The following is a 12,751-nucleotide window of genomic DNA, read 5'->3' on the forward strand; positions in this document are numbered from 1 at the left end:
AGCCCCAGATACGTCGACGGGATTCGACCGTCGCCATCGGGAAGATCTATACGCGCAGATTTGCCGCCAAGGCCCGATTCCTGATTTCGCGTTCACGAAGCGTCCGTCTCTCGACCTTCCCGCTCGTGGTCACCGGCAGCGAATCGACGAACTCGATTTCGCTCGGGACGAAATGTTTTGCATGACCTTCCGCGACGTACGACTTCAAGCTCGCCTTCAAGGCCTCGCCGGCCAATGCCTCGTCCCTGGGTATGACGAAGGCCTTGATGATCTGACCGCGCAGAGCGTCCGGAACGCCGATCGCGACGGCCGCCGCCACCTCTGGATGAGAAGTGAGACAGCTCTCGATTTCCGCGGATCCGACCCGGTAGCCGGAGGTCTTGATGACATCGTCGTTCCGACCCGCGAACCAGAAGTAGCCTTCTTCGTCGACGCGCGCCAGATCGTTCGAATGGAACCACCCCCCCCGCATCTTTTCCGCCGTCGCCTGCGGGTTCTTCCAGTAATCGAGCAGCATCAACGGACTCGGCGCGCGCACGGTGATCTCGCCGATCTCTCCGACCGGCGTCGGCGAACCGTCGGCATTCTGGAGCATCACCGTCATGCCGGGAAACGGCTTGCCCAGAGAACCGTAGCGCGGACTGATCAGCTGCGGCAGATGCGCGAGCACCATGTTGCATTCGGTCTGTCCATACCCTTCGTTCGGCAGCACGCCGAACTCGTGGGACGACCAGTCGACCAGCTCCTGCGTGATCATCTCGCCGCCGCTGAAGAAAGATCGCAACTTGACCGAAGGCTTCTTTCGAACCTGCTGGAGCATGCGAAGCATGGTCGGGATCAGGAAGGCGTTGCGAACGCCATGGCGGCTCATCAGTGCGAAGGCATGCTCGGCATCGAAGCGGCTCTTGGGCCGGCACGCGACGATAGGCTTGCCGTGCCAGAGCGTGGGCAACAGCACGGCGATGATGCCAGCACCCCAGGACCAATCCGCCGGCGACCACATCACGTCGCCTTCCTGGCCGAAATTGTTGTGCAGCATGCTGAAGCCCGGAATGTTGGCCAGCAGGAAGCGATGAGCGTGCATCACGGCCTTGGGCGCCCCCGTGCTTCCGGACGTGTAGCAGATGTAGGCCACCTCTTCCGCGGCCGTGTCGACCGTCTGGAACTCATCGCTGGCTTCGAGCATTTTCTTGCCAAAGTCGATGGCGCCCGCCTCTTCGCCATCGACCAGGAAGATCGCCCTCAGGCTCTCGACCTTTGCCTTCAGATTGACAAGCTTCGGGTAGTTCTCCTTGTCGGCCACGATGACGCACACATCGGCGGCCGATGCGCGCTCGGAAATCGCGACCTCCCCGTACATGGTTGAAATCGGCACGAAGACCGCCCCCATCTTCATGCAGGCGACATATGTCAGCACCGCTTCGACAGATTGGCTCTGCATGATCATCACTTGATCGCCGCGTTTCACGCCGTAGGCCGCGAGCATGTTGGCCACCCGGCAGGCGGCGCGATCGAGCTGGCGGAAGTTGTAGCGCACGCTCTTTCCGTCCTCCGCCTCGAAGATCACCGCTGGCGCTTCGGGTGTGGCAATGGCATGCCTGTCGCACACCGCGGCGGCAAAATTCAGGCGGGTTGGAATCCGCCAATCGTTCCCGCTGATGATTTCGCTGATGCGGATGTCCGGTGTCATACGAGATCCTTGATCAAGGGTGAGCCAAGCTTATTGGTAAGACGCGGCGCCTCGCTTGAGAACCCACTTGCCGCCCTCGATCACCGACATGAACGACGAATACGAGCCGGCATGCTGCTGGGGGCCGAAGGTGAATGAAAGATTTCCGAACCTGTCTTTCTGGTCCTTGATCTGCTCCATCCCCTTGATGAAGCCTTCCGTCGTCAGCTTCGAGCCTGCGTTGGCGAGGCCGGTGACGACCAAGTCAGCAAACACATAACCCAGCACCGCGTTGGTATTGGGCTGCTCGCCGAACCGCTTGGCGTAGTCCTGTCGCCAGGCCATGCCTTCCTTGGAGGCATCGGACTCCACGAAGGAATGGAAGGAGACGAGCCCTTCGGTAGTGTTGCCCGGCACCGCGGCCGTGACATTGTTGTAGGCGGGGGTCGCCGATACGAAGTCCACATTCCAACCCATCTGCCTGGCCGTGGTGTAGATGGCAATGGTGTCGCGGATCACCGAGCCCAGCATGACGGCGTCGCAATTCGCCTCGCGCAAGCGGATAAGCTGTGCCGTGAAGTCCGTATCGGTGGGCCGGTGCTTGGTGTCGGCCACAACCGTCATGTTGTACTTCTTCAACTGCTCGTTCACGCCGTCGCGAAACTCCAGACCGGCGTCGTTGTCCATGTACATGAGGCAGATCTTGCTGTGCTTCTTCTCCTCCACGACGTACTTGGTGGCAAGGCGCATGTTGTCGTAGTAAGTCGACACCGCCCCCCACTTGTACGGGCTCAGCGGTTCCTGCAGGGATCTTGAGAATGCCATCGGGAACATGTTCGGCACTTCGGCCTTGAGTTGAATGTCATTCAATACGGCGTTGTTCATCGAGGTGCCTTGCGAGCCGATCATCAGGAACACGTCATCCCTGTTGATCAGCTTGTTGGCCGCCTGGAGCGCCTTCGGCACCTGGTACTGCATGTCCTCCACGATGTAGCGGATCTTGCGACCGTTGATGCCGCCCTTGGCGTTGACCTCCTCGAAACGCATTCGCATGCCGTTGACCGCCGGCACGCCGGCGCTGGCGGTAGGGCCGCTGAGATCCTGGTATGTTCCGATGCGTATTTCGTCGGCCGTGACTCCCCTGACAGCCTTCTGGGCGCCGGCCGCGAACGGCACGGCAATCAACATGCTGGACACGATGGCACTGATGATCAATCGCATGGGTATCTCCGATGTTTACTGGTTGAGCCCGAGGTATGCGGCGCGCACTTCAGGGCTCTTCAAGAGAAGTGCGCTTTTCCCTTCCGCAACTATTTGTCCTGCTTCCATGATGTAGGCATAGCTCGCCAAGCGGAGCGCACGCATGGCGTTCTGCTCCACGAGCAGGACGCTCACTTGCCGCTCCTCGTTGATCCGGGCGATGTTTCTGAAAATCTCGTCGACCAGTTGCGGGCTGAGGCCCAGGGACGGCTCATCGAGGAGGACCAACTCCGGATTGCTGATCAGCGCTCGCCCGATGACGAGCATCTGCTGCTCCCCGCCGGACAGCGATGAAGCCGCCTGGCGCTGGCGCTGTTCGAGTTTCGGAAAATACGAGAAGACCGCCTCCAGGTCGACTTGGGCGTGTTTGCGGCGGCCCGCGAAGGTGCCCATCATCAGATTGTGCAGAACGCTCAACGAAGGGAATATCTCCCGGCCCTCGGGGACATGCGCGATGCCCAGTCGAGCCGTTCCATCAGGCGAGAGTCCTTTGGTGCTGGCGCCGTTGAACTCGATTTCGCCTTCGGATCGGACCCAGTTGGAGATGGCTCGGAGAATGGTCGACTTTCCTGCGCCGTTCGCGCCCAGGATGGCGACCATTCCGCCCCGCGGCACCTCAATTGACACGCTTTCCACGGCCTTGGTCGTTCCGTAGTAAGCGGAGAGATTCCTGAGAGAAAGAATCCGCTCATTCATCGCGCGCGCTTCCCAGGTAGGCGGCGATCACTTCGGGATGCCGCAGCACCTCGTCAGGCTTGCCGACGGTGAGGCACTTGCCCCAGTTCATGACCAGGATCGCATCAGACACTTCGCGAACGAATTTCATGTCGTGTTCGATCAGGACGATGGATATGCCGAGCTTCTCTCGAACCGCCAGCAACCGCCTGGCCATGTCATTTGACTCCGTCGTGTTGAGTCCGGCGACGGGCTCATCCAGCAGCAGGACGCGCGGCTCGACTGAGAGTGCGCGGACCACCTCTAGCAGTTTTCGGTACCCATAGGGCAATTCGCCGACGAGTGCGTCCTGAATGCGGGCGAGCCCGAAATCCTTCAGGAGTCCAAGGACGAGATCTCTGTTGGCCTGCTCCCTGGCGGCCTTCGTGGGCCAAGCCAGCAACTCGGCCCAGAAGGTGGTGCCACGGTGCGTATGGCGACCTGCCAGGGCGTTGTCCGTGACGCTGAGTTGCTTGCAGAGCTCCAGGTTCTGGAAGGTGCGCGCCAGGCCGCGGGAGGCCAGCGTGTGCGCGGGGGCAGCCGTGATGTCCCGGCCTTCCAGCACGACGCGGCCGGCGTCGGCGTCATACATGCGGCTGATCATGTTGAGCACGGACGTCTTGCCGGCCCCGTTCGGTCCGACGATCGAGAATATCTGGCCGGGCCTGACGTCGAAGGACACGCCGGCAACGGCCTTCACGCCTCCGAAGCTCAGGTGAAGATCGCTGACCTCAAGCGCGTTCATGATGCCGTCCCCTTTCGCGCGAGACTTCTCAGCCGTCCCTCGATGCCCTCCGGTTCGAAGAGGATGACGAATACGAGAATGATCCCGAAGATGCCCGGCTCCAGCCCCGGCAGGTTGCCGATGCCTTGCGGCAGATAGTCGCGCAGCACCGCAATCCCCGCGGGCAGCAGGCCGACGAGGAAGGCGCCCACGATCGCGCCGCGCACGGAGCCCAGCCCGCCGACGACGATCATGAGAAACATCTCGATTGACATCGCTACGGTGAACACGTCGGGCGACAGGTAACTCACCCTGTGCGCGAAGAGCGCGCCCGCGACACCAGCGAAACCTGAGCTGAGCGCGAACGCCAAGGTCTTGTAGTAGGTGACGTTGATGCCGAGTGCGCGTGCAGCGGGCTCGCTCTCACGCAGCGTCATCCAGGCGCGGCCGGTGGCGGAATGAATGATGTTCCGTGCTAGCCATACGCATACCGCAAGTACGACGACGCACACGAAGTACAGGTTGGAACCCTGCGCGATGTCGAAGCCCAAGAATGGCGCCTTGGGCGTCAGGGCGCCCTGGACCCCGTTCGTGAAGGATTCCCAGCTGACGAACACATGCTCCACAATGGACGCGAACGCCAGGGTGCAAACCGCCAGGCTGTGCATCGGCATGCGCAGAACCGGGAAGGCGAAAAGAAAGCCGACGAAGGCCGTGACTAGGGTGGCGGTCACCATTGCAAGCGGCAGCGGGAGCCCTTGCCTCAGCAGATAGACATGGAGATAGGCTCCGATGCCGACGAACGCCGCATGCGCCAGCGACACCTGCCCCGCGACGCCGGACAACAATGTCAACCCGATCCCCGCAATGGCATAAATCAGGACGGTACTGAACGTGTCGATGTAATACGCATCCAGCAGCAGCGGCGCAAGCAAGGCCATCGCAAAGAATGCGACGCTTTGCAGACGTGAGCTCCAGAAGGCCTTGGTGCTCACCATTTTTTCAAGCTGCTCCATTCCGGCACCTACACCCTGCTGCGCGCCGATTGCGGGAAGAGTCCCTGTGGCCTGACGACTAGGACCGCGAACAGAAACACGAAGCCGGTCACCTCGTGCATGCCCGTTGGCAGATACCGGGCCGCGAATTGCTCTACGACGCCCATCATCAACGACGCGACCAGCGCACCCGAGATACTGCCGAATCCTCCCAGGATCGCCGCTGCGTAGGCCTTGAGGCCCAGCGCCCCCATGTTCACGTCAGCGAGCGCGATCGGAATGAACAGGATGCCGGCGATGGCCGACAACGCCGCCGAGGTTGCCCACGTGGCCGCGAAGACGCGCCTGACCCGGATCCCCATCAGATAAGCGGCAAATCGATTCTGCGCGGTCGCCTGCATCGCGATGCCGATCCGGGTGAAGCGGAAGAAGGAGTAGATCGAGCCGCACAGGACGGCGGTGCCCCCGATAACGGCAAGCCTGTCGCCGCTGACGACAGTGGATCCGATGTGGGCGACCTGACCGGAAAACGGCGTCAGCACTGCCAGCGGCTGATAGCCCCAGACAAGGCCGGCGCCAGAGCGCATCACGTAGCCGATCGCGATTGTCAGAATGACGGCAGTCAGGTGCGGCTTGCCGATGACGTGCCGCATCAGACCAAGTTCCAGCAGCCATCCGAAAATGCCCATCGAGATCGCAGCGAGAAGCACACCCACGATATAGGGCAATTTCAGGGTCGCGATGAACGTCACCCCGACCATGGCGCCCAGCATCATCAGGTCGCCCTGCGCGAAGTTGATGGTGTCGGTGGCTTTGTAGATGAGAACGAAGCCCAGCGCCACAATGGCGTAGATGCACCCTACCGTCAGCCCGCTGATGACCAGCGTGATCAGAGTCTGCATCTTGTCTCTCCTGATCGTGTAAGGCCAGGATGGAGACGGACGAGGGGCGATAACGCACGGACTGCGCCGCGCCAGGTCCGGGGTCCTCTACCGCGCGGCCAGGAATGCGTTGAGGCACCGGCCGCAGGATTCGCGCATGTAGCAATGAATGTCATTACACAGTTCGAACAGGGTACCGCGCACCCTGACGATCGTCTCCGTCTGTTCTCAGTTCTCGTACTCTACGCGCGGGCCGATATTTATGTCAATACATATTAACTATTCATATTGCTGAATATTAGTTGGTGAGACGGCAAACCCCTTGAGTGTGGAGCCCTTGGCGCATCGAGATCAACCCGTGCATAGATAATGTCGACTGCGGGCTGCGGTGTCGCAGCACCTCGCCGATCACGGCAAACGACTCCGCGAAGCATGTGCACGACCAGCCCGAACTGGTGCGAGCCACGGTGCCACCTCGACGCCGGCTCGCGCCAACGCGTAGATGTGGCTTCAAGACGTTCAACCTGAACCGTCCCGGATTTCGCGGTAGCCCCTTAGCTTGAGTCAGGCCGACATGGCCCGCTGCTCAATCTGACGATAGTAGTTGGCCCTCGAATTCCGCCGGCGGGACAGCCGGTGGGCTCGAGCAGCCGGTGGCAGTTGAACCAGGACACCCGCTCCAGGGTGGCCAGTTCCACGGCCTCCTTGGTCTTCCAAGGCGCATGGATCATCTCGACCTTGTACAAACCGTTGATCGTTTCGGCCAAGGCGTTGTCGTAGCTGTCGCCCTTTGTTGCCCACCAAGGGCTCGATGGCAGCCTCTGCCAAGCGCTCGCTGTAGCGAATGGACAGGTACTGCGACCCCCTGTCCAAGTGATGAATCAAGCTGCTGTCGCGCTCGGGTTTCCGCGAAGGTGTGCGCGCGAAGGCCGAGCGTCGGCCACCTCAAATTGGCCCAAGCTGATGGTTCTGCCGCCCGGCCGGCGGCCGCGTCAGTACGACTTTGGAAGCCCGAGGACCTTTTCCGCAATGAAGCAGCAGATCATCTGTTCGCTGACAGGAGCGATACGGATGATCATCGCTTCGCGGAGGTAGCGTTCGACGTGATATTCCTTGGCGTAGCCATAGCCGCCGTGCGTCAAAACGGCGGTCTCGCAGGCGCTCCAGCAGGCTTGCGCGGCAAGATACTTGGCGGTGTTGGCTTCAGTGCCACAGGGCTCGCTGGCATCGAACTGGCGCGCTGCCTGCAAGGCCATCAGGTTCGCGGCCTCGAGGTGCATCCAGCGTTCGGCCAGTGGATGCTGCACGCCTTGGTTCTTGCCGATCGGGCGGTAAGCTCTCCGGCCTGCTCTCGCAGGTGTGCATCGGACATCATCGTGGGCGTCGTGGAATCACTCGTGTTCATCGACGTTCTCCGGTCGGTCGTAGGAAGCCAGGTCGTGTGCGCGCACCGGGGCGTCACGGCGCGCGACGTGCTCGGGCAGCACCAGCGCCACCGGTGGTGGCCGGCCGCTGGCCTCGCGGGCGCGCTCCAGCGCCAGGCGCACGGCGTTGGGGTGTGGCACGTCGCGCTCGAGCGCATCGGTGATGGCCGCCTGCAGCGCGGCGGCGCCATAGCGCTCCAGCAGGCGCATCAGCGCGGCCGTGATCGAGCCCAGGTTGTGGCCTCGGATGCCGGCGCGCTTGAGCAGTTCGGCGCTGGCCGGAGCGGCGTGCGCCAGGCGGTCGCAGGCTCGATGCGCGCGGGCACCGCGCTTGTGATCGACCAGCGCCTGCACATGCGAGGTGTCCTCGATCTGTGCGCCGCGATCCCAACTGCGCGGGTGAGCGGCGAGCTCGCGCATGCCCTCGAAGATGCGAACCCGACGCTCGTCGGCCAGCACGCCCAGCGTGCGACGAACGTGCGTGTGCGGCACCGAGTAGTCGTTCAGGTCGAAGCGCACGTAGGGCGTCTTGCCGACCGAGACAGCCACGCGCTCGCCCAGCGGGTAGTCGCGCTCGGGCAGCGGCAGCAGACTCGCCCGCTCGGCCTGGAAGGCCTCGCGCACACTCAAGGCGCTGTCTTCGGGCCAGCGCCGGTCCAGGACCTGGCCTTCGCACCACAGGCGGGCCTGGGCGTTGAGGTCGTCCAAGCCGTTGAATGCCCGTGCGGCGAAGAAGCTCTCGCGTGCATACCGTATCGCGCGTTCCACGCGGCCCTTCTCGTTTCCGCGCGCCACCGCCACCGGGCGCGGCTCATAGCGGTAATGCGTGGCGAACTCCAGCAGCGCCGGGTTGAAGCGGATCGCGTCTCCCCGGCGCTCGAGCACGGCACTCTTGAGGTTGTCGTACAGAACCACCCGGCTGGACCCGCCCCATGAGGCGAACGCCTCGACGTGGCCACGCAGGAAGCTGTCCATGCGTGCGTCCAGGAAGAAGCGCAGGAAGATCGCGCGCGAGTAGCTCAGCACCATGACGAAGGCCATCAGCGGGCGTCTCGCACGTCCGACCTGCAGATGGCCGAAGTGCCCCCAGTCGACTTGAGCCTGTTCGCCCGGCAACGTGCGCAGCCGCAGATAAGCCTCGGCCACCGGCCGCGGACGCATGCCCGCAATGAGGTGACGGAAATGCTCGCCGCTGCCGACATAGCCCCGCTCGCTGACCATGGCGAACAGCCGCACGGCGCTCAGCACGGGGAACTGGGTCAGCGTCTGGAGGATGAACGCCCGGTACGGGTCGATGCGGCTCGGGCGCAACGGCGTCGACGGTGTCGGCAGGCCGCTCTGGGCGAGCACCCGGTGCACGGTGTCGCGATGCACGCCCAGCAACCGGGAGATGGTGCCCACGCGCCACTTCTCCACGTCATACAGGCGCAGGATTCGCGCGCCGACTTCAGGGGCTATGGTCATGGCGCGCGATGCGGGTGCCGGCCTGCCGGCCTTGACGCAGGAAGCCCTGACGCACCCAAGGCATCAGCGCCTGCTCGCAGCGTCGACAACGTAAGCCGGCAAGCGCCGCCTCCGTTTGTGTCACGCCAGCACGTGAGTCGGCCTCGTCGTGCCCGGGCGCCGTCGCGATGGCGGTGTCTGTGGTGATGTCCATGCATGCGACCAGTGAAGCATCGGTGGGGCTCACTCTGGAACCCTGATGCGTCACCATTTCTGCGTCGCTGCGGTGGCGAGCGCGCCACCGCCGTGCCCGTGCCGCGTGGGCCATGCGACCGCGACGGCTGCGCTGGTAGCGTCGTGCGGCCTCGCGTTGCGCACTCTCACGGGCTTGGCGTGAACAAGCCGCGTTGCAATAGCGCTGGCCACGATCGCAGTGACTGCACAGAAGCACCTGGTCGCGACAGCGCGCGCACAGGAACAGACGGGCGCCGCGTTCCATCCGCACCTCGAGGCGCTGCCAATGATGCTGGACGGACGCGTCCCAGCGCGCCACACTGTGGTGGCACCGCCTTTATCGGCACGGTGTAGGGCGCGGCGCGGTCTTCAAGCTTGCCGGCGTGATGGGACCGCTGCCGTACCCGCCTTCTTCGGCAACATCGTGTGTTGTACAGACCACGGCGTGCATGCGCCACAGGGCAGACGCGCAACGAACCCACGGCGCGAGCCCGCGAAGCTCACATCCCATCGACCTCCGCTGAATCTGGCTCCGGCCAGGAACGGGCTGGCCGCGCCTGCCTGGCCGCCCCTCCGGGGCGCCCAGGCAGGCAACAAGACCAATCACCAAAGGCATCGAGCACACAGCACTCGAACCTCAGGCAATCCAAAACGAAAAACGCTTCCTCACCGCCGAATAAACGCGGTTCCTGACCGCCGTTCACAGCGCTCGAATGGGCTCAACGGGCATCGGTACAACCCGCCGAGTGGGCCCGACGGCTTTGCTTTGTGCGCGGCTTCGCCCGCCATTGCAGCGCCACCGACAGCCGCACCGAGATACCGCCGCTCGGCCTGTTGCCACACCGATCGACGCGCGCCAGGCCGCACCTGTACACCGAGGACGAGATCAGGCGGCTGCTGGATGCGGTATTGGACCTCCCCGTGGCCTGGCCGTCGACATCGCTGCGGCCATGGGTGTTCCACGGCCTGCTCGGCCTGCTCAGCGTGACGGGCCTGCGCCTGTCCGAAGCGCTGAACCTCGAACTTGCCGACGTCGACGTTGATCAGGCGGTCTTGACGATCCGCGGCGCCAAGTTCGGCCAGTGGCGGCTGGTGCCGATCCACCCGTCTACCAGCGCGGTCTTGGCCGACTACCTCAAGCGACGCGAACAATTCTTCCGCCACCCGGTCTCCTCCTACCTGTTCGTCTCGCGCCGCGGCACTCGCCTCGACGTCGGCCATGTCCATCGGACCTTCTACACGTTGTCGCGTAGAACGGGCTTGCGCGAGGTGGGCGCGAGCAAGGGGCCGCGGCTGCATGACTTCCGCCATCGATTCGCCGTTCAGACGCTGACGCGCTGGTACCTGTCAGGCAAGGACCCTGGACGCGAGATGCCGCTGCTCTCGACTTACCTCGGGCATGTATGCGTTGCAGGCACTTACTGGTACCTGAGCGGCAACCCTGAACTGATGGCACAGGCGATGGCTCGACTGGAGCGACGCTGGGGAGAATCGTCATGAGTGGTCAACCCAACTTCGGTGCTCTTCTGGAGCGGTTCTTCACCCAGCGCCTGATGCAGCAGCGTCGGGCCAGTGTGCACACGATCGCGTCATACCGCGACACCTTCAAGATGCTGCTGCAATTCGTCCACAAGCGCTTGGGCAAGGCGCCCTCGGCACTGGCGCTGGCCGACATTGATGCGCCGCTGCTGATGACCTTCCTCGACGAGATGGAGCGGGTACGCGGCATCACCGCTCGCACGCGCAACCTGCGGCTGACGGCCGTGCACTCGTTCTTCCGCTTTGCGGCATTCGAGGCGCCGACGCACTCGGCGCAGATCCAGCGCGTGCTGGCCATTCCGGCCAAGCGGTTCACGCGCACCTTGGTGCCATTCCTCAATCGGCTGGAGGTCGACGCGCTGCTGGCGGCGCCGGATCAACAGAGCTGGTCGGGTCGCCGCGATCACGCATTGCTGCTGTTGGCGGTGCAGACCGGCTTGAGGCTGTCAGAGCTAACAAGCCTGCGGCATGAAGACTTGCAGCTCGGCGTTGGTGCCCACGTCCGCGTCATCGGCAAGGGACGCAAGGAGCGGTGCACGCCATTGAGCAAGAACACGCGCGCCGTGCTGGCCGCGTGGGCGCGAGAGCCGCCATTGGACGGGAACCAGCCGCTGTTCCCCAACGCACGCGGCGGCAAGCTGAGTTCTCACGGCGTGCACTACTTGCTGAGCAAGCACGTCGCGACGGCCGCTGCACAGTGTCCGTCGTTGAAGAACAAACGTGTAAGCCCGCACGTGCTGCGCCACACGACGGCAATGGACCTTCTTCAAGAGGGCGTTGATCAACCGACGATCGCGCTCTGGCTCGGGCATGAGTCGATCGAGACGACGCAAATCTATCTCGACGCCAATCTCGCAATTAAGCAGGCGGTGCTCGACAAGACAACGCCGCCGGAAGGCAAGCCCGGTCGGTATCGGCCCGATGACCGACTGCTGGCCTTCCTGAAGAGCTTGTAGCGCGCCCTCCTATGTCCCGCGGTGCGATCCGCTCGCCACAGGTGCGGCGCACGGGCCCCGGGACATAGTCCGGCGCGGGAGATAGTCCAGCCGCTTATGGCCCAGTAGCACCTGGATGACGCGGATGTCGACCTTGCGTTCCAGCAGGTGCGTGGCGAAGCTGTGGCGCAGCGTGTGCGGAGATACGCGCTTGTCGATGCCGGCCGCCTCGGCTGCAGCGTGCACGGCGCGGTTGAGTTGGCGCGCGGTAAGAGGATCCGTCGGGTTCATGCCGGGGAACAGCCACCCCCCGGGCAGCATGCGACCTTGGGCGTGGCCGATACGCCACCACGTGCGAAGGCGCTGCAGCAGCACTGGGCTGAGCATGGCGTAGCGGTCCTTGCGGCCCTTGCCTTGTTCCACCCGAAGCGTCATGCGCTGGCTGTCCACGTCGGTGACCTTCAGGCCGATGACTTCGCTGGCGCGAAGGCCTGCGCCATATGCCACTGACAGCGCCGCCTGATGCTTGACGTTGCGCGCCGCGGCAATCAGCCGCGCGACCTCGAGTGGGCTGAGCACCACCGGCAGGGTGCGCGGCAACTTGACCGGTTGCATCTTGGCCATCAGTTCGAGGCGGCCTACGGTGATGTCGAAGAAAAAGCGCAGGCCGGTCAGCGTTGCGTTGAGCGTGATGGGTGAAGTGCCCGAGTCGACCAGGTGCAGTTGGAAGTTGCGCAGGTCCTCCACGGTAGCCGTGTCACGCGGGCGGTGAAGATATGCCGCAAGCTTGCGCACGGCGCGCACATAGGCCTCCTGGGTCCGAGGCTCCAGCTTGCGCATGCGCATGTCCTCGAGCATGCGTTGACGCAACGGGTTGACCGTCGAGATGATCGTGTCCATGGTTGATGCTCTCCGTCGAAAACGAGGCGGGAT

11 protein-coding genes and 2 pseudogenes are annotated in these 12,751 nt (G+C 63.6%); 2 read left to right on the forward strand and 11 right to left on the reverse strand.

Annotated elements, in window-relative coordinates; all coding sequences use genetic code 11:
* Positions 1 to 46: 46 nt before the first annotated feature.
* The 10 genes and pseudogenes from HCU76_RS26720 to HCU76_RS26765 form a co-directional block, all read right to left on the reverse strand.
* The gene (locus HCU76_RS26720; RefSeq protein ID WP_213958024.1) at positions 47 to 1,690 is read right to left on the reverse strand and encodes an acyl-CoA synthetase; all 1,644 of its coding nucleotides are present in this window, start codon (positions 1,688 to 1,690) and stop codon (positions 47 to 49) included.
* Positions 1,691 to 1,720: 30 nt separating this feature from the next.
* Positions 1,721 to 2,890: an ABC transporter substrate-binding protein gene (locus HCU76_RS26725; RefSeq protein ID WP_213958025.1), complete on the reverse strand. Its 1,170-nt coding sequence runs from the start codon at positions 2,888 to 2,890 to the stop codon at positions 1,721 to 1,723.
* Positions 2,891 to 2,905: 15 nt separating this feature from the next.
* Complete coding sequence (locus tag HCU76_RS26730) at positions 2,906 to 3,625, reverse strand: ABC transporter ATP-binding protein (RefSeq protein WP_213958026.1); 720 nt, start codon at positions 3,623 to 3,625, stop codon at positions 2,906 to 2,908.
* A complete protein-coding gene (locus tag HCU76_RS26735) occupies positions 3,618 to 4,388 on the reverse strand; it encodes an ABC transporter ATP-binding protein (RefSeq protein ID WP_213958027.1) in 771 nt (256 codons plus the stop codon). The genes HCU76_RS26730 and HCU76_RS26735 overlap by 8 nt, the downstream gene beginning before the upstream one ends.
* Positions 4,385 to 5,383 (reverse strand): branched-chain amino acid ABC transporter permease, encoded by a 999-nt coding sequence (locus HCU76_RS26740; protein ID WP_213958028.1) that lies wholly within the window; start codon positions 5,381 to 5,383, stop codon positions 4,385 to 4,387. The genes HCU76_RS26735 and HCU76_RS26740 overlap by 4 nt, the downstream gene beginning before the upstream one ends.
* 8 nt (positions 5,384 to 5,391) lie before the next feature.
* Positions 5,392 to 6,264, reverse strand: a complete 873-nt coding sequence (locus tag HCU76_RS26745) for a branched-chain amino acid ABC transporter permease (RefSeq protein WP_213958029.1) — start codon at positions 6,262 to 6,264, stop codon at positions 5,392 to 5,394.
* A 543-nt stretch (positions 6,265 to 6,807) separates the two neighbouring features.
* Positions 6,808 to 7,155: pseudogene (locus tag HCU76_RS26750) on the reverse strand (IS3 family transposase); the annotation flags it as partial.
* A gap of 80 nt (positions 7,156 to 7,235) precedes the next feature.
* A pseudogene (locus HCU76_RS26755) lies at positions 7,236 to 7,592 on the reverse strand (acyl-CoA dehydrogenase family protein); the annotation flags it as partial.
* A gap of 42 nt (positions 7,593 to 7,634) precedes the next feature.
* On the reverse strand, positions 7,635 to 9,131 hold the full coding sequence (gene istA / locus HCU76_RS26760; RefSeq protein WP_213958030.1) for an IS21 family transposase: 1,497 nt from the start codon (positions 9,129 to 9,131) through the stop codon (positions 7,635 to 7,637).
* Positions 9,115 to 9,324 (reverse strand): hypothetical protein, encoded by a 210-nt coding sequence (locus HCU76_RS26765; protein ID WP_213958031.1) that lies wholly within the window; start codon positions 9,322 to 9,324, stop codon positions 9,115 to 9,117. Before HCU76_RS26765 ends, istA begins: the two co-directional genes overlap by 17 nt.
* 788 nt (positions 9,325 to 10,112) lie before the next feature.
* On the opposite strand from HCU76_RS26765, the gene HCU76_RS26770 reads away from it, so the two are divergent.
* Together HCU76_RS26770 and HCU76_RS26775 are read left to right on the forward strand one after the other, a co-directional pair.
* Positions 10,113 to 10,844, forward strand: a complete 732-nt coding sequence (locus HCU76_RS26770) for a tyrosine-type recombinase/integrase (RefSeq protein WP_213958032.1) — start codon at positions 10,113 to 10,115, stop codon at positions 10,842 to 10,844.
* A complete protein-coding gene (locus HCU76_RS26775; RefSeq protein ID WP_213958033.1) occupies positions 10,841 to 11,839 on the forward strand; it encodes a site-specific integrase in 999 nt (332 codons plus the stop codon). Before HCU76_RS26770 ends, HCU76_RS26775 begins: the two co-directional genes overlap by 4 nt.
* A 9-nt stretch (positions 11,840 to 11,848) precedes the next feature.
* Here HCU76_RS26775 and HCU76_RS26780 read toward each other — a convergent pair whose 3' ends face one another.
* The gene (locus HCU76_RS26780) at positions 11,849 to 12,718 is read right to left on the reverse strand and encodes a site-specific integrase (RefSeq protein WP_213958034.1); all 870 of its coding nucleotides are present in this window, start codon (positions 12,716 to 12,718) and stop codon (positions 11,849 to 11,851) included.
* Between the last annotated feature and the right edge of the window lie 33 nt (positions 12,719 to 12,751).

Origin of the sequence: Variovorax sp. dw_308 (genome assembly GCF_019207085.1) — a bacterium.
Classification (GTDB): domain Bacteria; phylum Pseudomonadota; class Gammaproteobacteria; order Burkholderiales; family Burkholderiaceae_C; genus Variovorax.

Excerpts from the sequence above, each read along its gene's own strand:
- HCU76_RS26735 (WP_213958027.1), bottom strand. The coding sequence starts at position 4,388 with ATGAACGCGCTTGAGGTCAGCGATCTTCACCTGAGCTTCGGAGGCGTG.
- HCU76_RS26725 (WP_213958025.1), bottom strand. The coding sequence starts at position 2,890 with ATGCGATTGATCATCAGTGCCATCGTGTCCAGCATGTTGATTGCCGTG.
- HCU76_RS26740 (WP_213958028.1), bottom strand. The coding sequence starts at position 5,383 with ATGGAGCAGCTTGAAAAAATGGTGAGCACCAAGGCCTTCTGGAGCTCA.
- HCU76_RS26745 (WP_213958029.1), bottom strand. The coding sequence starts at position 6,264 with ATGCAGACTCTGATCACGCTGGTCATCAGCGGGCTGACGGTAGGGTGC.
- istA (WP_213958030.1), bottom strand. The coding sequence starts at position 9,131 with ATGACCATAGCCCCTGAAGTCGGCGCGCGAATCCTGCGCCTGTATGAC.
- HCU76_RS26765 (WP_213958031.1), bottom strand. The coding sequence starts at position 9,324 with ATGGACATCACCACAGACACCGCCATCGCGACGGCGCCCGGGCACGAC.
- HCU76_RS26775 (WP_213958033.1), top strand. The coding sequence starts at position 10,841 with ATGAGTGGTCAACCCAACTTCGGTGCTCTTCTGGAGCGGTTCTTCACC.
- HCU76_RS26720 (WP_213958024.1), bottom strand. The coding sequence starts at position 1,690 with ATGACACCGGACATCCGCATCAGCGAAATCATCAGCGGGAACGATTGG.
- HCU76_RS26780 (WP_213958034.1), bottom strand. The coding sequence starts at position 12,718 with ATGGACACGATCATCTCGACGGTCAACCCGTTGCGTCAACGCATGCTC.
- HCU76_RS26730 (WP_213958026.1), bottom strand. The coding sequence starts at position 3,625 with ATGAATGAGCGGATTCTTTCTCTCAGGAATCTCTCCGCTTACTACGGA.